Origin of the sequence: Leifsonia tongyongensis (genome assembly GCF_010686705.1) — a bacterium.
In the GTDB taxonomy this organism is placed as follows: Bacteria; Actinomycetota; Actinomycetes; order Actinomycetales; family Microbacteriaceae; genus Diaminobutyricibacter; species Diaminobutyricibacter tongyongensis.
In genome coordinates, this window is sequence record NZ_JAAGWY010000001.1 from 914,266 (window position 1) to 932,466 (window position 18,201).

Consider the following 18,201-nt stretch of genomic DNA (forward strand, 5'->3'; position numbering starts at 1 on the left):
CGGTCGCCGCTGCCGCCATCAGTACCCCCGTGCGACGCCGAGAGGAAGGTGGCTGAACGGATTCGAAGGTGGGCTCAGCCGGTCAGCTGTCTCGGAGGATTCAGAACGTCGAACGGTTCGCGGGACGCATTCGTGCCTTATGCCTGGGCCGGCGTGGCACCGACAACGCGCTCCACGTCGGCAGCTGTCATCACCGGCTGCTCGTAGAACGGAGGAAGGAGATCGGCGACGGCAGAGCCCCGGCGACCCTGCACGTCCGCCTTATTATGGTTTAACCGTCTTAAAGCAAAGTACTGCTCGCTCTATTCTCTCTTAGCGTGCAAATTTCATACTTCGCTCCGGCCCGCCGCCGACTCGCGCCGATTAATGTAAGAATCTGCGTATGGATGCAGATACGAAGGTTTGCGGCCGCGAGCCGGACAGCCAGTACGTCGAGCTCGCAGTCGAAGTGTTCGCGATGCTGGCGGACGCCACCCGGGTGCGAATCATCCTGGCGCTGCGCGATCAGGAACTCTCGGTGAACCAGCTGGCCGAGATCGTCGACAAGTCGTCGCCGGCTGTGTCGCAGCACCTGGCCAAGCTGCGGCTTGCACGCATCGTCACCACTCGTCAGGAGGGCACCCGCGTGTACTACCGCCTGGCGAACGAGCACGCCAGCCAGCTCGTCACCGACGCGATCTTCCAGGCCGAGCACGCGCTCGACCAGAACCCGCGGCACCATCACGCCCGCGCAGAGGCGTCGGCGTGAGCCGCACGCAGCACGAGCACGGCCAGGCCGCGCCTCACCACGACCGCGACCACCCGCACGACCACGCGCATCCGCACGACCACGCGCATCCGCACGACCACGCGCATCCGTCCGGCTTTCGCGGCTTCCTCCACGACCTCTTCGTCCCCCACTCGCACGACGCAGCCGATTCGATCGACGACGCACTCGAGGCCAGTCGCGAGGGCATCCGCGCGCTGAAGATCAGCCTGTTCGCGCTGCTCCTGACGACCCTGCTGCAGTTCGGCGTGGTCATGATCAGTGGCTCGGTCGCACTGCTCGCCGACACGGTGCACAACTTCGCGGATGCGCTGACCGCGGTTCCTCTCTGGGTCGCGTTCGTGCTGGGTCGACGCATCGCCAGCCGCCGCTACACGTTCGGCTACGGCCGGGCCGAAGATCTCGCGGGACTGTTCATCATCGCCGTCGTCGCGATCTCGGCGGTCGTCGCGGCCTGGCAGTCGATCTCGCGGTTCATCCACCCGCAGCCGCTTCACAACCTGTGGTGGGTCGTCGCAGCCGGGCTCATCGGGTTCGCCGGCAACGAGGCCGTCGCGATCTACCGCATCCGGGTGGGACAGAAGATCGGATCGGCAGCACTCGTTGCCGACGGCGTCCACGCCCGCATCGACGGATTCACGTCCCTTGCGGTCGTGGTCGGAGCGGCAGGCGCGATGCTCGGCTTTCCACTCGCCGACCCGATCGTCGGCCTGCTCATCTCGGCAACGATCATTGTGCTGCTCTGGGGAACGGTCCGGAGTATCGGGGCGCGGCTGATGGACGCGATCGAACCCGACCTCGTCCACCGGGTCGAACACGCCCTTCTCGAGACTCCCGGTGTCCTGGCCGTCTCAGAGGTGCAGTTGCGCTGGGTCGGCCATCGGCTTCAGGGCGCGGCGTCGATCACCCTTGCGGACGCGCCGCTGTCCGAGGCGGATGCGCGCGCCGCCGAAGCGGTCGCCCGGGTGCGTGGCGAACTGCCGAACGTCGACGCCTTCCGGGTGCGTCCAATCCCGATCCACCCGCCATCGCCGGATGAGGTCGGCGCCTGAAGCTCGCCGCTGGAGCTCACCCCTCCACGGGCCGCAGCCGCAGGTCGTGCATCCCGCCGTCGACGGCGATGCTCGTACCGGTCGTCGAACCGGAGAGCGGACTGGCGAGGTACGCGACCGCGCCGGCCACTTCATCCGGACTGACGAGCCGCCCGTGCGGCTGACGCGCGTTGAGCGCGGCCCGCTCGGCCTCGGGGTCGGGCGCGCTGTCGAGCAGTCGCGCGACCCAGGGTGTGTCGGCCGTGCCCGGGTTGACGCAGTTGACCCGCACGCCTTCGCGCAGGTGGTCGGCCGCCATCGCACGGGTCAGTGCGAGCACAGCGCCCTTGGTCGCGCTGTACAGGGCGCGTTGGGGCAGGCCGGCGGTCGCCGCGATCGAGCAGGTGTTCACGACGGATGCGGCGGGGGAGACCCGCAGATACGGCAGCGCCGCGCGGGTCACGCGCACCACGCCGACCACGTTGATGTCGTAGACGCCATGCCACTCCTCGTCCGAGTTGTCCTCGACGCTGCCCTGGGCGCCGATGCCCGCGTTGTTGACGACGATGTCGATCCGGCCGAAGCGGGTGGCGACCTGGGCGATCGCCGCCCTGACCGAGACGTCGTCCGCGACATCCACCATGACGGGGACGGCGCCATCCGGTGCGGTCTCAGGATGGAGGTCGAGGGCCGCGACCTGGGCTCCGGATGCGAGAAGCCGCCTGGCGATCGCTGCACCGATCCCGGATGCGCCGCCCGTCACGACCGCGACGAGCCCTTCGAATTCCGCCGTCATCGTGCGTCCTCTCCTTCGTGTTCGAGCAGTCGCTCGGATGTTCGGGGCTGGTAGGCCACGAAGCGCTGGCGCTGCCGGCCGAGCCCTTCGATCTCCAGTTCGACGACGTCTCCGTCGCGCAGATAGGGGAACCGGCCCGACAGGGCCACCCCTTCCGGCGTGCCCGTGAGCACCAGGTCGCCCGGCTCCAGGGTGAGGTACTGGCTGAGGTGCCAGATGAGGAAGTCGACGTCGAAGATGAGGTCGGCCGTCGTCGAGTCCTGCCGGGGCTCGCCGTTCACCCAGCTGCGCAGCCTCAGAGCGCCCGCGTCGACCTCGTCCGGCGTGACCAGCCACGGGCCGACGGGGCTGAAGCCCGGCGAGCTCTTGCCTTTGGACCATTGCCCGCCGGAGACGACGAGCTGGAAGTCGCGTTCCGAGACGTCGTCGGCGACCACGTACCCGGCGATGTGGGCGCGGCTGTCGGCAGGTGAGTCGAGGTAGGAGGCGCGCGACCCGATGACGACGCCGAGTTCGACCTCCCAGTCGGTGCGCGTGCTGCCGCGTGGAATGGTCACGTCGTCGTCGGGCCCGACGATCGTGTTCGGCGTCTTCAGGAACATGATCGGGACTTCTGGCGGCGCGGAGCCGGACTCGGCCGCATGCGCGACGTAGTTCATCCCGATGCAGATGATCGCGCTGGGGCGCGCGATCGGCGAGCCGATCCGGAGGGTGGATGCGTCGGGCAGCTCGGGGAGCCGCCCGGTTTCGAGAGCCGCGCGGGCCGCGTCGACTCCACCTCCCTCGAGGAACCGTCCGTCGATGTCTGCGGTGAGGCTCCGCAGATCGTAGGTGGCTTCCGGTGTGATGACGACGGGGATTTCGGCGCCGGCGGGGCCGAGGCGTGCGAGTTTCATGGAGTCGATTTCCTTGGGTGGCGAGTTCGGCGACAGCGGAGAACATCTGAACTATACGGCGAAAATGTGGTGATTTCACGAGATTCGGCCAAAATCAGCCGCAATTGACACCCAAGACATCGGATGTCTATGCTCGGGTTGTGAGCACTATCACCGCACTCCGCACCAGCGACATCCGTTTTCCGACCTCGACGATGCTCGACGGGTCGGACGCGATGAACCCCGACCCCGACTACTCGGCCGCCTACGTGCGCGTCATCACCGACAGCGACGACGGTCTCGAGGGCCACGGGTTCGTCTTCACGATCGGGCGCGGCAACGACGTGGAGGTCGCTGCGATCCGCGCGCTCGAAGGCCACCTGGCCGGCCGTGACGTCGAAGACCTTCTCGCCGACATGGGAGGCACCTGGCGCGAGTTGGTCTACGACTCGCAGCTGCGCTGGCTGGGACCCGAGAAGGGCGTCATGCACATGGCGATCGGGGCCGTCGTGAACGCACTCTGGGACCTCAAGGCGAAACGCGCCGGCCTGCCCCTGTGGGCGCTGCTGTCCGCGATGACGCCCGAAGAGATCGTCGCGCTGGTCGACTTCCGCTACCTGAGCGACGCCCTGACGCCCGACGATGCTCTCTCGATCCTGCGGTCCGCCCAGAACGGCCGCGACGGCCGCCGGGCCGAACTCCTCGCATCCGGCTTTCCCGCCTACACGACCACACCCGGCTGGCTCGGTTACGACGACGCGAAACTCGACCGGCTGTGCCGCGAAGCGGTCGCCGACGGATTCGAGCAGGTGAAACTGAAGGTCGGAGCGAATCGGGCCGACGATGTCCGACGTCTCGGCATCGCCCGGGCCGCGATCGGGCCGCGCATCAGTCTCGCCGTGGACGCCAACCAGCGCTGGGAGGTCGCCGAGGCGATCGACTGGATCGCCGACCTGGCACCCTTCGATCTCGCCTGGGTCGAGGAGCCGACGAACCCCGACGACATCCTGGCGCACGCCGCGATCGCCCGCGGAATCGCACCGATTCCCGTTGCGACCGGCGAGCACGGCGCCAACCGGGTGATGTTCAAGCAGTTCCTGCAGGCGGATGCGCTGCGGGTGCTCCAGATCGATGCGACCAGGGTCGCCGGAGTGAACGAGAACATCGCGATCCTCCTGCTTGCGGCGAAGTTCGGGGTGCGCGTCTGTCCGCATGCGGGCGGCGTCGGGCTCTGCGAAGTCGTGCAGCACCTGTCGATGTTCGACTTCGTCGCGGTCTCCGGTTCGATCGACGGCAGGATGATCGAATACGTCGACCACCTGCACGAGCATTTCGTCACACCGGTCGACGTCCACGACGGACGCTACTGGCCGCCGACCGCCCCGGGTTCAGGAGCCGAGATGCGCACGGAGTCGATCGCGTCGTACACCTGGCACGCCCGCACCGGGGACGCCGGCCGCTAGTTCGCCGTTCCGGTCAGAGCGCTTCGCGGAGCCACTGTTCGATCCCGCTGATGTGAACCGTCATCAGGGCTCGAGCCAGTTCTGCGTCGTTGCGTGCGAGGGCGTCCACGATCGTGCGGTGCTCGATCAGGGTCCGCTCGACGGCGTTCTCCTGGGTCAGGCCACGCCAGATCCTGGCCCGCACCGTCGGACCTGAAAGCCCGTCGATGAGGCTGGCGAGATACGCGTTACCGGCCGCCTCGGAGATCGCCCGATGAAACCGGAGGTCGTGCTCGACAAGGCCTCCGACATCCATGGACGGGTGCACCTGGTCCAGCTCGGCCCGCAGGGAGTCGACGAGAGCGTCGGTCGTGACGGCCGCCGCCATGCCTGCGGCGGCCGGCTCCAGGATGCGCCGAACCGCGAAGAGCTCGAGTACCGACGAATCGTCGTGCAGGTCGACGACGAAGGACATCGCTTCGAGCAGCAGCTGCGGTTCGAGGCTGGTCACGTAGGTGCCGTCGCCGCGCCGGACGTCGAGAACGCGAATGACCTCGAGCGCTTTGACTGCCTCACGCAGGGAACTGCGCGAGATGCCCAGTCGCTCGCTGAGCTGCTGCTCTGGCGGCAACCTGCCCCCAGGGGCGAGCTCGCCGGTCAGGATCATGTCCTTGATCTTCAAGATCGCTTCGTCGGTGACCGCCATGCCGCACAGTCTAATGGTCCGATGTCTGCGGCTGGGCGCGCCGCGGTCGGGCCTGCCGCGGCGCGCCTCGTGAGGTCAGGCCTCCCGGGTCGACGGCGAGCGCTCCGATGTACGCGATGCGTCGCGTTCGACCACATCGCCGAGGACCTCGTCGATCCTGACCATGAGCTCGGTGGGGATGGTCACGCCCGACGCCTTCACGTTCTCCACCACCTGCTCCGGACGGGAGGCGCCGATGATCGCGGTTGCGACGTTGTCGTTCTGCAGCACCCAGGCGACGGCGAGCTGGGCGGGCGTGAGGTCGAGCTCGCGCGCGATCGGCGCGAGATTCTGCACGCGGGTGAGCACGTCATCCGTCAAGAACCGCTTGACCGCGCCCGCGCCTCCACGCTCGTCCGTCGCACGGCTTCCCTCCGGGTGCGGTGCGCCGGGGAGGTACTTTCCGGTGAGCACGCCCTGAGCAACCGGCGACCAGACGATCTGCGAGATCCCGAGCTCCTTCGAGGTCGGAACGATCCGCTCTTCGATGACCCGCCACAGGGCCGAGTACTCGGGCTGGTTCGAGATGAGCTGGAACTTCAGCTCCCTGGCGAGGGCGGCGCCTGCGCGCAGCTGGTCCTCGGTCCACTCGCTCACACCGATGTAGAGCGCCTTCCCCTGGCGAACGATGTCGGCGAAGGCCTGCATCGTCTCTTCGAGCGGCGTCTCGAAGTCGTACCGGTGAGCCTGGTAGAGGTCGACGTAGTCGGTGCCGAGCCTCTCGAGGGAGCCGTCGATGGACTCCATGATGTGCTTGCGCGACAGCCCGACGTCGTTGTGCCCCTTGGGCCCGGTGGGGCCGAACACCTTGGTGAAGATCTCGAGCGACTGTCGACGCTCGCCCTTCAGTGCGGCGCCCAGCACGGACTCGGCGGCCGTGTTGGCGTACACGTCCGCGGTGTCGAAGGTGGTGATGCCGGCATCCAGTGCGGCCCGGACACACGCAGCGGCCGTCTCGTTCTCGATCTGGGAGCCGTGGGTCAGCCAGTTTCCGTACGTGATCTCGGAGATCTTGAAACCGGACTGACCCAGATACCTGAACTGCATGTCGTTCCTCTCAGTGGTGCACGTTGCTGTCTCGATCGTATGGAACTCGATTGATCGAATCCAACAGTAGATGGTTCTGGGATTCATCGGCGCGCTCGATGAATTGCTCGCGACGACCCTCGCGTCAGCCCTGACGGGCATGGGTCAAGGGTGTACTGTCATCACCACAGGCCCGGACCCTGCTTGTACTCTCTTCAGCCGGGCCTTTTTCGGGTAAACGGCCCGGCTGAAGCCCCCTCCGGCGACCTGAGAATTCTTCGGTTTCGCGCCCGTATCCGGCGTAGAGTTGCGGCATCAAACACGCCATGAGGAGGCGTTCACCATGCTCACCGAAGCGCATGCAGTGCTGCCCGCATCCGATCTCAAACGGGCACAGGAGTTCTACCACAACAGTCTCGAATTCGACCCGGCCGAAGAAGAGGAAGGCAACCTCATCTACCGCCTCTCATCCGGGACGGGCTTCGAAATCTACGAGACCAGCAACGCCGGGACGGCCCAGAACACCCAGATGTGTTTTCTGACCGACTCCTTCGAAACCGACATGGCGTGGATGCGCGACCATGGCATCACGTTCGAGGACTACGACTTCCCCGGCCTGAAGACCGAGAACGGCGTCGCCACGATCGGCGACACCCACGCGGCGTGGTTCCGCGACAGCGAGGGCAACTACATCTGCCTCACCGAGGCGGGGTAGCCGAGCCCGAACGGAGGGATTCACCGATCGGGGATGGCCGCTGCCACCTCGACCTCTACGAGTGCGCCCGGATGGGCGATGCGGTCAGCGGGTCGGCCACGAGAGGTCCCAGATGAGGGCCCCACGCTCGCCGGGCAACGCCGTCTCCGAGGCAGGCGCCGTCTCCGGTGACAGGTAGGGCGCCACTTGCCGCTGCCAGCGCTCGTTGACCGGATCGGCGTCGAGGAATTCCTGCATCCTGTCCCGATCCTCTGCGACGACCTCGTGGGTCAGAGTCGTCCGGTTGCGGTAGATCCGCCATTCGACGACACCGGCGGCTTGCAGCGCGCCGGCCACGTCGGCGGGGATGGCGCGATGGAACTGCTCATACGCCAGGCCCAGACCCGGACGCAGACGGGTGGAGAACTGGAAAGAGTCGTGAGGCATTGCGGCCCTCCCTGTGACGAACGACGGTGTACGACGGCGAAATCCGCACTGGTAACGTTACCAGATGGCAGCGTGAAATCACGTCGACGCACGCGCCCCCCTGTATACTTGTCGGCAAGTGCCAGGTGACGGAGACGACATGACGACCGCAGACTTTGCCTCATACGGCCTCAACGGCTCACGTGGCCCGAAAGAGGGCGTCGAACCAGTTCACCGTCCGCGCCCTACCGTGCAGCCCCACCGCATCTCCGACTGGGTATACGACCAGCTGTGCGACGCGATCCGCACGGTCGAGCTCGCCCCGGGAGCGCCCCTGTCCGAGCCGAGCCTCGCAACGCACCTCAATGTGAGCCGGGCACCCATCCGCGAAGCGCTCACGCGCCTGGCCGACCAGCGGCTCATCACGGTCGTGCCGCAGGTCGGCACCCGTGTCGCCCCGATCCTCATGCCCGAGGTTGAGGAAGCCTGCTTCATCCGTTCCGCACTCGAGTGCGGTGCTTTCCACACGGTGATCACCACCCCGGGGCTCGACACCCGGCCCCTCCGCCACGCCCTCGAGCGCAACATCGCAGCAGCGGAGGAACACGACGCTGAGGCCTTCTTCGAATCCGACGAAGAGCTCCACCAGACGATCTTCGCGCTGGCCGGGGTTCCTCACGTCTGGGATGTGCTACGCGGGATCAAGCTGCACCTCGACCGCCTGCGCCGCCTTCACCTGCCCGACGCTGTCGGCAACCCCGCGCTGGTCGCCGAGCACACCGCGATCGTCGAAGCGGTCGAAGCGCGTGACGAGAAGGCGGGGCTCGACGTCATCCGCCGGCACGCCAACCGCATCCTCGCCGACAGCGGCTCCCTCAGGACCCGCTACCCCGATTACTTCGAGGGGTGATCGGCCTGCGCCCGGGGCAGAACGGGGCGCGCCCGAAGCCGAACGGCGCGCCCGCTCCCCCGATCAGGTGAGCTTCAGCTCGACGGCCGCGGACCCGAACCGCGGCACCTGAATCGACACCCGACGTCCCTCGAAATCGACGGGACCGCGCCGCGCACCGACCAGGCTCGCACTCCAGGCTCCGCCGATGTCGGCGCCCGCAGTGATCCCGACGGTGACCTCCGCCTCGGCGAGCGACTGAAGCCGCACGAGGACGGTGCCCCGCGCGGTGCGGGTGACGCCCAGCAGACGGATGCGCCGATCGTCGAGCTCGAGCAGCGATGCCGCGTCGCCCCCGACGCCGGACGGATCGGCCGCGACAGCGAGGAGGGGCCGGACGAGGTCGAGGGCGAGGTCGGCGCTCTCGACGCCCGCGGTCTCGGCGTCCGCCGCGGCGAAGCCGCGCACGCGATACCGGAACACGGTGTCGAACGCCTGGCCCGATGGGAAGTTCGTGTCCCAGATGTTGTTGTGGATCCACGAGAAGACCGTCCCGGGCTCCGGCGTCCTGAGGGTGCCGGGGAATGGCGCGAACGGCAGCGCGATGTCCCCGACCTGGATGAGCGGAGCATCCTGCGTGACGAGGGTCGCCGCCCGCGCACCGGCGTGCAGCACGACCCAGTCCCGGACCGTGTGCAGGTAATCCGCCCCGCCCGGGACGACCGGGATGTCCGTCCCGGCGACGGAGCCGGAGACCTCGAAGCGCACGGTCGGCTGCTCGAGCGCGAACGGGAACGCGAAGAAGCCCGACTCCTTGTCGGCCGTGTACGTCTTGGCGACCCTGTTGGTGATGTCGACGAAGTCGGCCCCGGATGCGAGCCGAAGCGTCGTCACGATGGATTCCACCCCGACACCGAACGTGCGGTAGCGGAGCCATGAGCCGAGCACATCCGAACCGGCGTCCTCGAACGCGACATGGGTCGGGGTGGCGCGATCGGCGAGCAGCACGAGGTCGGGCCCGCTGTCGGCGACGAAGCCGGAGAGGTGATTGAACTCGCCCCGCGGCGCCAGCCGGTCGTGCACATACGCGTTGAACCCGAAGGCGGAACCCTGGTTGACGAGTTCGGCACCCGTCGTGAGGTTCCTGATGGATGCGATCGCCCCGGTCCACGGATCGACCGCGACATAGAGAACCCCGTTGCTGAGGTGCCACACGGGCTCGAGCGCACGCGGGTGCACGATGGTGCCTTCGGGCGACGCAGCCCGGCCACGCGCATCCGTGACCACGACGTCCACCCGCCGCGAACCGAACGCGGGCACGGGGTCGATGAGGACGTCGAGGAAGCGCCCCGCATCGCGGTGGACGGGGTTGGTCTGGTTGCGCTCGGCGAACGCCAGCTCGGCGCCTGTGACGGAGTCGATCAGGCGTACGGAGGCCGTGGTGTGCACGAGACTCTCGGGCAGGAAGGCCGACACCACTCCCCCGCGCGCGTAGCCCGCCGTGTTCACGACCCAGATGGATGCATCACCGGCGCCGCCGTTCCGCTCGGCATAGGCGCGGAGCACCTCCTGCGTCAGCAACCAGGACTCCTGCTCGGCCCGGATCGCCTTCTCGGCCTTCCAGTGCCATTGGTCCGAACCGGTCGAGAAGGCGATGTCACCACTCGTCCACGGGTTCGCGGCGCCCCAGGTGTGCTCGTCGAACAGTTCGACGCTCTCCCAGGCGGCGTCGATCCGTTCCGTGAATCCCGGTACGCCGTCGTCGCCGAGCATTGCGTCGACCGACGCGGCCTGTGACAGCGCAGCCTGCGCACCGCGGTTCATCTGAAGGTGACGTGCGGCGGACCCGATCCCGTCGGCCCACCAGTCGTTCCAGTCGCCGGTGAAGGTCTCGATCTCGTCTGCGTGCGCTGCCTCGACCTGCTCGAAGAAGTCCTGCGTCCGGGTGATCTCGAGCTTCGGGTACTCCCACCGCTCGTTCCAAGCCGCGACGATCTCCGAGAGACGCCGGTTCGGCGGGCAGTTGTCCCCCACGCGCCCCATGACCCGAAGGTGAAGCTCATTCCACGGGTACGGGTCGCGGTCGAAGTCGCGGTTGCCGAGCGCGAACCCGAAGACGTTCTCGTCATAGGGGAACGGGAGGGTCTCCTCGTTGAGCAGGTACAGCGGCAGCAGGTCGTCGACATGGTCGACGGAGTCGGCGAAACCGAGGTTCGCCGCCTCCTGGTACGCCATCCCCTCAGCAGTCGTGGTCATCCAGACCAGCACACTGTTCCCCGCGGGCGACGCCCAGCGGAAGAGCCGCGGCAGCTTCTCGCCGTCGCCGAGGTACGGGACGGACCGTCCTGCCCAGTTGTGGGCGACCGCGAGGTATTTCACGCCGGCGTCGGCAAGGGCATCCACGGTGCCGGCCACGCAGCCCGGAACATCCGTCTGGTAGGCGACGGGGAGGTTCAGCCCGTAGCGCTGCGAGATCTCGCACGCGTAACGCAGCAGCCCGTGGAGCTCCTCCGTCGAACAGGTCTCGGTGTGCATGTTGAACGGAAGCGCGGCGATCTCGATTGCGCCTGCCCGCACCTGGGTCATGAACCGCTCCACTGTCTCCGGACGCCTCCGGCCAATCCACTCGCGGAGCACCCAGATCGATTCGACGCTCCAGCGGAACGCACTCGGGCCGTCGCCGGCGTCGGCCTCGGCCAGCCGCAGGGCGTCGTCGAGATAGGCGAGCTGCTCGGTGATCACACGGCCCTGCAGGTCGGTGTACCCGATGTCGAAATGCGAATGGTGAACCAGCGAGATGTTCCAGGGGCGCACCGGACGCACCTCGAAGTCCACGGCGTCCTCGCCCAGGTCGGGGAACGCGACCAGGATGCTGACCGCCTGCTCCGTCGCGGGCAGGAAGAACCGCAGGTCTCCCGCCGCATCCTCGCCCGCGAGCTCGCGTGTCGTACCATCCGGGAGTTTGATCACGATACGCGAGACACGGACGGCCGACCGCACCCGGATCGGCTGCTCGAGGCCCCCGTCCGTCCGGCGCAGCAGCGGCTCTGCTGCGAGCTCGACCCGGTGACCTGCGATCTCGAACGTACGGAACGCGCGGTTCCGCAGCCCCCCGATCGCGCGGTCGTGGTCGAAGGGATAGGTACGACGAAGGGCAGGCTGGTCCGCCATCTGGTGCTCCTTGAAGTGTGGGGTCTGGTGGAGGCGCTGGTCAGAGGTTGCTGGTGAGTCCCGTGACGAAGAACCGCTGGAACACGAGAAAGACGATGATCGCCGGCGCCGAGACGACGACTGCCGTGGCAAGGATCGCCGGCTGCGAGAGTGCGCTCGTCTGCGTCTGGAGGGACGCGAGCGCGGCCATCACCGGCTGGTTCTCCGGCGAGATGGTGAGCGAGATCCCGAAGAAGAGCTCGTTCCAGATGTAGATGAACTGGAACACGAAAGCCGCCACAAGCGCAGGCCGCAGGAGCGGGAGAAACACGCTGATGAACATCCGCCACCATCCGGCCCCGTCGAGCTTCGCCGCCTGCCCGATCTCTGCGGGAATCGTGATCAGGAAGTTGCGGGTCACGAAGAACGCGAACGGGATGCACAGGGCGATGTAGATGATGATCAGGATGGTCCTGGTGTCGTACAACCCGAGCTGGACGCTCGCCTGGTACAGCGGGACGGCGAAGACCTGCAGCGGCAGCAGCGTGCCCGCGTAGATCAGCCAGAACCAGAGTTTCGTACGCCGAACCGGCATGATGACCAGCCCGAAAGCGGCCATCGAGGCGAGCAGGACGGCGGCTCCCGCACCCACGAGCGCATAGAGGAGGCTGTTGAGGAACGGCCACTGGAACTGCCCGGCGACCCAGCCCTGCACGACGTTGTCGAAGAACGCGAAGCCGGAAGGCCACCACACCGGGCTCCCGGTGTACGAGTGCACCGGCGTCATCGCATTGACGATCACCAGGTAGGTCGGGATGACCCAGATGAAAGTGAGCACGATGACGGCGGCGTTCCTCAGCAGAACCCCGGGCCGGAGCGACGTCTTCATAGTTCATGTCCAATCTGGCGGCGGAGGTAGATCCAGGAGCAGGCGACGACGATGATCGTGAGGACGACCGCGATCGCGCTGCCCACTGCGGGGTCGAGCAGGAGGAACGACTCCCGGTACATGGAGAGTGCGAGCGTCTCCGATGAGCGGTTCGGGCCACCCTGCGTGAGGACCCAGATCACATCGAAAGCCCGGAGGGCGTTGGTGATGGTGAGGCCGATGACCACGATGGTGGTCGGGCGAAGCTGCGGGAAGATCACGTCCTTGAAGCGGATCCAGCCGTCGGCGCCGTCGAGCGCGGCCGCCTCGGTCGTCTCACGCGGGATGGTCTGCAGCCCGACCATGAAGAGGACCACGTTGACACCCGTCGACTGCCACGACGCGATGAGGATGGCCGCGATGACGTTCAGGGGCCAGTGCAGCAGCCACTGGATCGGCGAGTCCGCCGACGTCAGACCGAAAGCGTTGAGCGCCTGGTTGAGCGAGCCCTGACTCGTGAAGATGATGTTGCCGATGATGGCGACGATCGTTCCGGCGAGGGCGTAGGGGAGGATGACTACGGCCCGGGCGACGGCGCCGAGTTTCATGGCGCTCGTCATGATGGCAATGCCGAGCCCGAAGAGGACGGGCAGGATGAGGGCGCCGATCGCCCAGATGAGCGTGTTGAGCAGGGACAGCTGGATGTTCGGGTCCTGGAACATCGTGACGTAGTTGTCGAGCCCGGCGAACCCTGCCCCGCCGTTGCCGAAGAACGAGCGGACGATCGTGTAGCCGAACGGCACCAGGAGGACGATTCCGACGAAGAGCGCCGCGGCCCCGAAGAACGGCGTGGCGGAGAGCCTGTCGCGAAGCTCGTGGTGTGGCCTGTTCCTGCGGCGGCGGGCGCGTGGCGCCGCCGGCGGCTCTAGTACCGTGCGTGGCGGGTCTGTGAGTGTCGTCATGCGAACGCTCCTGTCGCGTTGTGGAGAAGGTGAAGCGTGCCGGGGTGGGCCGGCAGTTCGTGCCGGCCCACCCCTGGCGATCAGCCGATGCTCGGGTTCTTGTCCCAGGCGGCCCATTCGGTCTTGGCCTGGTTCTTGAGGTCGGACATCGTCTTGTCAGGGTTGCTCGGGTCGACCATGAACCCGCCGAGAGTGCTGATGGTCGACTGGACGAGCTTCGGGGGAAGCGACTCGTAGTAGCGGTTGAGGATCGTCGGCTTCTCGGAGGCGACCTGCGAGGCGACGCTCTTGATGACGGCATCGGTCGCTACCACCTGGGGGTTCGGCGAGGAGTCGCCGATGTAGCCGCTCCAGATCGACTGCACCGGAGCCGTCAGCCAGGCGGCGATCGCCTTCAGGGCGCCCGCCTTGTGCGGAGCGTTCTTCGGAACCGCGATCGCTCCACCTTCGAGGAACACGCCCGGTGCCTGACCGTCGGTCATCGACGGTGTCAGGAAGGCGCCGTACTCCGAGTCCGTCAGGCCAGCGGTCTTGAAGAGGCCGTTCGCCCACGTGCCCATCGGAACCATGGCGACCTTGCCGGCCTTCATTGCTGCCGGGCAGTCGAAGGTCTTGGTGTCGGCCGAGGTCGTCCAGCCGTTCTTGATCCACTTCTGCCAGGTCGTCAGAGCCTGCTTGACCTCGGGGGCGTCGAAGCTCGCCTTGTTGTCGGTGAGGTTCGTGTAGAAGTCGGGGGAGACCGCGCCGACGAACATCTGGAACGGGACGAACGACGGCCAGCCCTCGCTCTGGCCGGTGCAGAACTGGTAGCCCGCGCCCTTGAGCTTTCCGAGGTCCGACTCGAGCTCCGACCAGGTCGTGGGGGGAGCCGAGATGCCTGCCTTCTGGAAGGCCGTCTTGCTGTAGAACGTCACCCAGTAGGACTGCACGAACGGTACGGCGTAGACCTTGCCTTTGTACGAGTAGTAGGGGCGGAGGTCGTTGCTGATCTGGCCGGCCTTGACGGCGTCGTCCCACTGCTTGGTGAGATCCTGCAGCTGGCCGGTGGCCGCCAGGCCCTGCAGCATCTTGCCGCTCCACCACTTGATGATGTCCCCGGACTTGTTGGTCGGCAGCGACGACAGGACGGTCTGCGTGTAGTTGGCGGTCGACGGGAGTGCGATCGGGTTGAGCGAGTAGCCGGTCGTCTTGGCAATCTCGTCGCCCGCCTTGACGAAGCCGTCTTTCCACTGCGGGTTGTCGTTGTACATCGTCAGCGGCTGGATGCCGCCTTTCGCAGTGGTGTCACTGGCCGACGCGCTACACCCCGTGAACGCGGTGCCGATCAGCGCTGCAGCCGTGACGGCGAGGAGCGCTCGGGTCGCTCGCCTCGGCTTGAAGACTTTCCGTTCCATTACTTCACCTCTCTGTGAGTTATGCAGGTGCGGAGCTTGGCGGCCCGACCGTGCCGATAGTCTTGCATACAAGTATCCAAGGATCCAGCCGAATATCGTCCGGGGATGATCAATGGCCGGGATTAATTGCTTTTGGTATCGTTACCAAAGCACAAACGAGGGGTAGCGCGTAAGACTCGGCGCATCTCAATTTGGTAACGATACCAGCCGATGCGCGATCACACAGCAGAAGCCGCGGTCCCTGGAAAGGGGACCGCGGCTTCTGAGGTCAGCGCGGGATCAGCCGCCGAAAGTGACGGGCACCACGGGCGCGACCGGCGCAACAGCGGGTGTGGGCGTCGGCAGCTGGACGACAGGCGCAACAGAGGGCGAAGACGCGACAGGCGCGGGCGCGGACGTGAGCGTCGGGGTCGGCGTCGAAGCGGCCGCGGCGCGGCGCCCGGCGACGGGCGCCGACTCGTCGGGCGAGTGCAGCCCGATCTCACGAAGTCGCTCGTCTGACCATCCGGCCTGCTTCGCGGCCTGCCACGCCAGCTCGTATTCGAGGATGGCCGCATCGAGTGCGTTCATCCGCTGGGCAAGCTCGCGGACCGCATCGATGCGTGCCTTGATTTCCGATTCGAGAAGTGCGTTCGCTCGCTGAGCAGCCATGTCGGGGTCCACTGAGATTCCGTAGGGGTTGTTCACGATACGTCCTTTCGTTCACATGGCGCCGGAGAACGCGATCGATCTGTCGACGCGGTCTTTCGGAGCAAAGGCTGTAACTCGGGTGTGTGCAGACTGAGCATAACCAGAAAGACCGTTCTGTGGGTTGTTTGGGGGACAAATCACTGTCCCCCAAATCGGGCGACACGCGCCAGGTCCCGGTCCCAGCCGTCCGCTGATCGGCCGGGCGTCGGCGGCCGGTGCCAGACTGGAGCCGTGCTGCTCGACGAGCTGGTGACCACCGCAGACACCGTCGCGTCCACCCGGTCGCGCCTGGCGAAGATCGACGCGCTCGCGACCCTTCTTGCCCGGCTCGAGCCGGACGAGATCGCTCCAGCGGTGGGGTTCCTCGTCGGAAGACCGCGACAGGGTCGGGTCGGCGTCGGCTGGCGCGGTGTCGCGGCCGCGATGGGAGAACCGGCGGATGTCGCGAGCCTGTCGATCGCCGACCTCGACGGGTTGCTCGATCGGCTGGGTGCGGCATCCGGGGCGGGTTCGGCCGGCGACCGGGGCCGCGAACTCCGCGAACTGACCGCACGGGCCACCGAACGGGAACAGGGTTTCATCGCCCGGGTCCTGCTCGGCGAGATGCGCACAGGCGCCCTGGAAGGCGTGCTCACCGACGCGATCGCCCGGGCCGCCGATCGCCCCGGCGCCACCGTTCGGCGGGCGGCGATGCTATCGGGTGATCTCGGCGAGACGGCTCGCCTCGCGCTCACCGGCACGGCTGACCAGCTCGACGCCGTCGGGCTCGTCGTGGGCCGGCCCGTGCTGCCGATGCTCGCCGCGTCGGCGTCGAGCCCGTCGGCCGCTCTCGAGATCACGGGCGAGGCATCCGTCGAATACAAGCTCGACGGCGCACGCATCCAGGTGCACCGCGCCGGGGACAGCATCCGCGTCTTCACCCGCAACCTGGCCGACATCACCCATCGGGTGCCCGAAGTGGTCGAGGTGGTGCGCCGCCTCCCGGTGCGCGACGTGATCCTCGACGGGGAGACGCTCTCGCTCGATGAAGACGGCGCACCGCGCCCGTTCCAGGAGACGATGTCGCGCTTCGGGGCGGATGCCGCGCGCGAGACGATCCTGCATCCGTGGTTCTTCGACGTGCTCCATGTGGACGGGCGCGACCTGCTCGACGAACCGTTGGCGACCCGGCTCGCCGAACTCGAACGCATCGCCGGCGAGCACCGCATTCCCGGAGAGGTGACCGACGACCCGGCGGTCGCCGAACGGGTCTCCCGCGACGCTCTTGCAGCCGGACAGGAAGGCGTGGTCGTCAAAGCGATCGGGTCGCCGTACGCAGCCGGTCGGCGGGGTTCGAGCTGGATCAAGGTGAAACCGGTGCTCACCTACGACCTCGTCGTGCTCGCCTGCGAATGGGGTTCCGGCCGGCGCCAGGGCTGGCTCTCCAACCTTCATCTCGGCGCGCTGGACCCCGCAGGCGAGTTCGGCGAACCGGGAGCGTTCGTGATGGTCGGCAAGACCTTCAAAGGCCTCACCGACGACGTGCTGCGGTGGCAGACGGAGTACTTCCCGCAGATCGAGGTGGGCCGCACGGCGAACACCGTATGGCTCGAGCCGACGACGGTCGTCGAGATCGCGATCGACGGCGTGCAGCGATCGAGCCGCTACCCGGGTGGCATCGCGCTGCGGTTCGCGCGCGTCAAGCGGTACCGCGACGACAAGTCGGCGGGCGACGCCGACACGATTCAGACCCTGCGTGCCCTCCTGAAGGTGTAGCCGTCAGGTCTCCTGGGTGTGCGTCTGGAGCGGATACTCGGCGCCGTCGATGATCTCGGCCTGACTCTTCTTGGCGCGCGGACTGATCACGAAGATGTACAGGGCGTCGAGGATCCCAGCCGAATTGACGGCGAACAGCGTTGCGAACCACGGCTTGCTGTCGTCTTTCGCGGCCCTCCAGAGCGATGCGGCCTTCCAGGCCAGCGACCACACGATGAGCGCGACCATGCCGAGCGGCATGGTGCGACCATGCTCCCCGTGATCCCAGCCTCCGTGTTTCCAGCCGCCGTGATCCCAGCCGCCCTGATCCCAGCCCGCGCGCCTCCAGTCCCCGTGATCCGGGGCTTCCCCGTATCCCCAGCGTGCTCCGTGCATCTCGTCCACCAATCTCGCTGTGGGGCTAAGGCCGGACAGCGCCCAGATTCCAGCGCGCATTCCCCGGAGAGACGATGTCGAAGGTGTGCGACTCGCCACCGGCTGTCGTCGCCTGGAAGCGCCACGCCGTGACCTCCCCATAGGCCGAATCCTTGCGTGCCTTCGACATGGCGTCAAGCGGGTGCGCCGTTCCCACGACGTAGAACCTCTGGCCGTTCCAGGTCATGCGGACGGGAACATCCTGTTCGAGAACGAGCGAGACCGGCGCCTCGTGCGACGTACAGTTCACGGCATCCCCTTTCGCTCCGGCCCGCATC

General features: G+C 67.1%; 18 protein-coding genes. 6 read left to right on the top strand and 12 right to left on the bottom strand.

The genetic code is table 11. The annotated features are described in order from the left end of the window. Nucleotides 1-382: 382 nt before the first annotated feature. Together G3T36_RS04290 and G3T36_RS04295 are read left to right on the top strand one after the other, a co-directional pair. Entirely contained in the window at nt 383-748 is a 366-nt protein-coding gene (locus G3T36_RS04290; protein WP_163288176.1) for an ArsR/SmtB family transcription factor, read from the top strand. Next, entirely contained in the window at nt 745-1,818 is a 1,074-nt protein-coding gene (locus tag G3T36_RS04295) for a cation diffusion facilitator family transporter (RefSeq protein WP_163288178.1), read from the top strand. The genes G3T36_RS04290 and G3T36_RS04295 overlap by 4 nt, the downstream gene beginning before the upstream one ends. Nucleotides 1,819-1,834: 16 nt before the next feature. On the opposite strand, the gene G3T36_RS04300 is transcribed toward G3T36_RS04295, so the two are convergent. Beyond that, on the bottom strand, nt 1,835-2,593 hold the full coding sequence (locus G3T36_RS04300) for an SDR family NAD(P)-dependent oxidoreductase (protein WP_163288180.1): 759 nt from the start codon (nt 2,591-2,593) through the stop codon (nt 1,835-1,837). Next, nucleotides 2,590-3,489, bottom strand: coding sequence for a fumarylacetoacetate hydrolase family protein (locus G3T36_RS04305; protein WP_163288182.1), 900 nt, complete (start codon nt 3,487-3,489; stop codon nt 2,590-2,592). The genes G3T36_RS04300 and G3T36_RS04305 overlap by 4 nt, the downstream gene beginning before the upstream one ends. A gap of 140 nt (nt 3,490-3,629) precedes the next feature. On the opposite strand from G3T36_RS04305, the gene G3T36_RS04310 reads away from it, so the two are divergent. Then, on the top strand, nt 3,630-4,931 hold the full coding sequence (locus G3T36_RS04310) for an enolase C-terminal domain-like protein (RefSeq protein ID WP_163288193.1): 1,302 nt from the start codon (nt 3,630-3,632) through the stop codon (nt 4,929-4,931). 13 nt (nt 4,932-4,944) lie between these two features. Here G3T36_RS04310 and G3T36_RS04315 read toward each other — a convergent pair whose 3' ends face one another. Both G3T36_RS04315 and G3T36_RS04320 read right to left on the bottom strand, forming a co-directional pair. Next, nucleotides 4,945-5,616, bottom strand: coding sequence for a FadR/GntR family transcriptional regulator (locus G3T36_RS04315; RefSeq protein WP_163288195.1), 672 nt, complete (start codon nt 5,614-5,616; stop codon nt 4,945-4,947). A 75-nt stretch (nt 5,617-5,691) separates the two neighbouring features. Next, nucleotides 5,692-6,702, bottom strand: a complete 1,011-nt coding sequence (locus G3T36_RS04320) for an aldo/keto reductase family protein (protein ID WP_163288197.1) — start codon at nt 6,700-6,702, stop codon at nt 5,692-5,694. A gap of 322 nt (nt 6,703-7,024) precedes the next feature. On the opposite strand from G3T36_RS04320, the gene G3T36_RS04325 reads away from it, so the two are divergent. Next, nucleotides 7,025-7,396 carry a VOC family protein gene (locus G3T36_RS04325; RefSeq protein WP_163288199.1) on the top strand — a complete coding sequence of 124 codons (372 nt, stop codon included), beginning with the start codon at nt 7,025-7,027 and terminating at the stop codon, nt 7,394-7,396. 84 nt (nt 7,397-7,480) lie between these two features. Here the strand turns inward: G3T36_RS04325 and G3T36_RS04330 are convergent, their stop codons facing one another. Beyond that, nucleotides 7,481-7,822 (bottom strand): L-rhamnose mutarotase, encoded by a 342-nt coding sequence (locus G3T36_RS04330; RefSeq protein ID WP_163288201.1) that lies wholly within the window; start codon nt 7,820-7,822, stop codon nt 7,481-7,483. A gap of 139 nt (nt 7,823-7,961) precedes the next feature. On the opposite strand from G3T36_RS04330, the gene G3T36_RS04335 reads away from it, so the two are divergent. Beyond that, nucleotides 7,962-8,711 carry a GntR family transcriptional regulator gene (locus G3T36_RS04335; RefSeq protein WP_163288203.1) on the top strand — a complete coding sequence of 250 codons (750 nt, stop codon included), beginning with the start codon at nt 7,962-7,964 and terminating at the stop codon, nt 8,709-8,711. Between the two features lie 63 nt (nt 8,712-8,774). On the opposite strand, the gene G3T36_RS04340 is transcribed toward G3T36_RS04335, so the two are convergent. The 5 genes from G3T36_RS04340 to G3T36_RS04360 all read right to left on the bottom strand — a co-directional run bounded on the left by G3T36_RS04340 (nt 8,775) and on the right by G3T36_RS04360 (nt 15,751). Then, entirely contained in the window at nt 8,775-11,861 is a 3,087-nt protein-coding gene (locus tag G3T36_RS04340) for a glycoside hydrolase family 38 N-terminal domain-containing protein (RefSeq protein ID WP_163288204.1), read from the bottom strand. 40 nt (nt 11,862-11,901) lie between these two features. Next, complete coding sequence (locus tag G3T36_RS04345; RefSeq protein WP_163288206.1) at nt 11,902-12,729, bottom strand: carbohydrate ABC transporter permease; 828 nt, start codon at nt 12,727-12,729, stop codon at nt 11,902-11,904. Beyond that, nucleotides 12,726-13,670 carry a carbohydrate ABC transporter permease gene (locus tag G3T36_RS04350; protein WP_163288208.1) on the bottom strand — a complete coding sequence of 315 codons (945 nt, stop codon included), beginning with the start codon at nt 13,668-13,670 and terminating at the stop codon, nt 12,726-12,728. Before G3T36_RS04350 ends, G3T36_RS04345 begins: the two co-directional genes overlap by 4 nt. Nucleotides 13,671-13,750: 80 nt before the next feature. Next, nucleotides 13,751-15,064, bottom strand: coding sequence for an ABC transporter substrate-binding protein (locus G3T36_RS04355; protein ID WP_163288210.1), 1,314 nt, complete (start codon nt 15,062-15,064; stop codon nt 13,751-13,753). A 279-nt stretch (nt 15,065-15,343) separates the two neighbouring features. Further along, a complete protein-coding gene (locus G3T36_RS04360; protein WP_163288212.1) occupies nt 15,344-15,751 on the bottom strand; it encodes a hypothetical protein in 408 nt (135 codons plus the stop codon). Between the two features lie 234 nt (nt 15,752-15,985). Between G3T36_RS04360 and G3T36_RS04365 the strand changes: the two genes are divergently transcribed. Continuing rightward, nucleotides 15,986-17,509, top strand: a complete 1,524-nt coding sequence (locus G3T36_RS04365) for an ATP-dependent DNA ligase (protein WP_163288214.1) — start codon at nt 15,986-15,988, stop codon at nt 17,507-17,509. Between the two features lie 3 nt (nt 17,510-17,512). On the opposite strand, the gene G3T36_RS04370 is transcribed toward G3T36_RS04365, so the two are convergent. Beyond that, nucleotides 17,513-17,884 carry a DUF5652 family protein gene (locus tag G3T36_RS04370; RefSeq protein ID WP_163288216.1) on the bottom strand — a complete coding sequence of 124 codons (372 nt, stop codon included), beginning with the start codon at nt 17,882-17,884 and terminating at the stop codon, nt 17,513-17,515. A gap of 25 nt (nt 17,885-17,909) precedes the next feature. Beyond that, the gene (locus G3T36_RS04375) at nt 17,910-18,173 is read right to left on the bottom strand and encodes a hypothetical protein (protein WP_163288217.1); all 264 of its coding nucleotides are present in this window, start codon (nt 18,171-18,173) and stop codon (nt 17,910-17,912) included. Nucleotides 18,174-18,201 lie beyond the last annotated feature (28 nt).

Coding starts and splice junctions, on each gene's coding strand:
- G3T36_RS04290 (WP_163288176.1), top strand. CDS start 383: ATGGATGCAGATACGAAGGTTTGCGGCCGCGAGCCGGACAGCCAGTAC.
- G3T36_RS04300 (WP_163288180.1), bottom strand. CDS start 2,593: ATGACGGCGGAATTCGAAGGGCTCGTCGCGGTCGTGACGGGCGGCGCA.
- G3T36_RS04305 (WP_163288182.1), bottom strand. CDS start 3,489: ATGAAACTCGCACGCCTCGGCCCCGCCGGCGCCGAAATCCCCGTCGTC.
- G3T36_RS04315 (WP_163288195.1), bottom strand. CDS start 5,616: ATGGCGGTCACCGACGAAGCGATCTTGAAGATCAAGGACATGATCCTG.
- G3T36_RS04320 (WP_163288197.1), bottom strand. CDS start 6,702: ATGCAGTTCAGGTATCTGGGTCAGTCCGGTTTCAAGATCTCCGAGATC.
- G3T36_RS04325 (WP_163288199.1), top strand. CDS start 7,025: ATGCTCACCGAAGCGCATGCAGTGCTGCCCGCATCCGATCTCAAACGG.
- G3T36_RS04330 (WP_163288201.1), bottom strand. CDS start 7,822: ATGCCTCACGACTCTTTCCAGTTCTCCACCCGTCTGCGTCCGGGTCTG.
- G3T36_RS04335 (WP_163288203.1), top strand. CDS start 7,962: ATGACGACCGCAGACTTTGCCTCATACGGCCTCAACGGCTCACGTGGC.
- G3T36_RS04340 (WP_163288204.1), bottom strand. CDS start 11,861: ATGGCGGACCAGCCTGCCCTTCGTCGTACCTATCCCTTCGACCACGAC.
- G3T36_RS04345 (WP_163288206.1), bottom strand. CDS start 12,729: ATGAAGACGTCGCTCCGGCCCGGGGTTCTGCTGAGGAACGCCGCCGTC.
- G3T36_RS04350 (WP_163288208.1), bottom strand. CDS start 13,670: ATGACGACACTCACAGACCCGCCACGCACGGTACTAGAGCCGCCGGCG.
- G3T36_RS04355 (WP_163288210.1), bottom strand. CDS start 15,064: ATGGAACGGAAAGTCTTCAAGCCGAGGCGAGCGACCCGAGCGCTCCTC.
- G3T36_RS04370 (WP_163288216.1), bottom strand. CDS start 17,884: ATGCACGGAGCACGCTGGGGATACGGGGAAGCCCCGGATCACGGGGAC.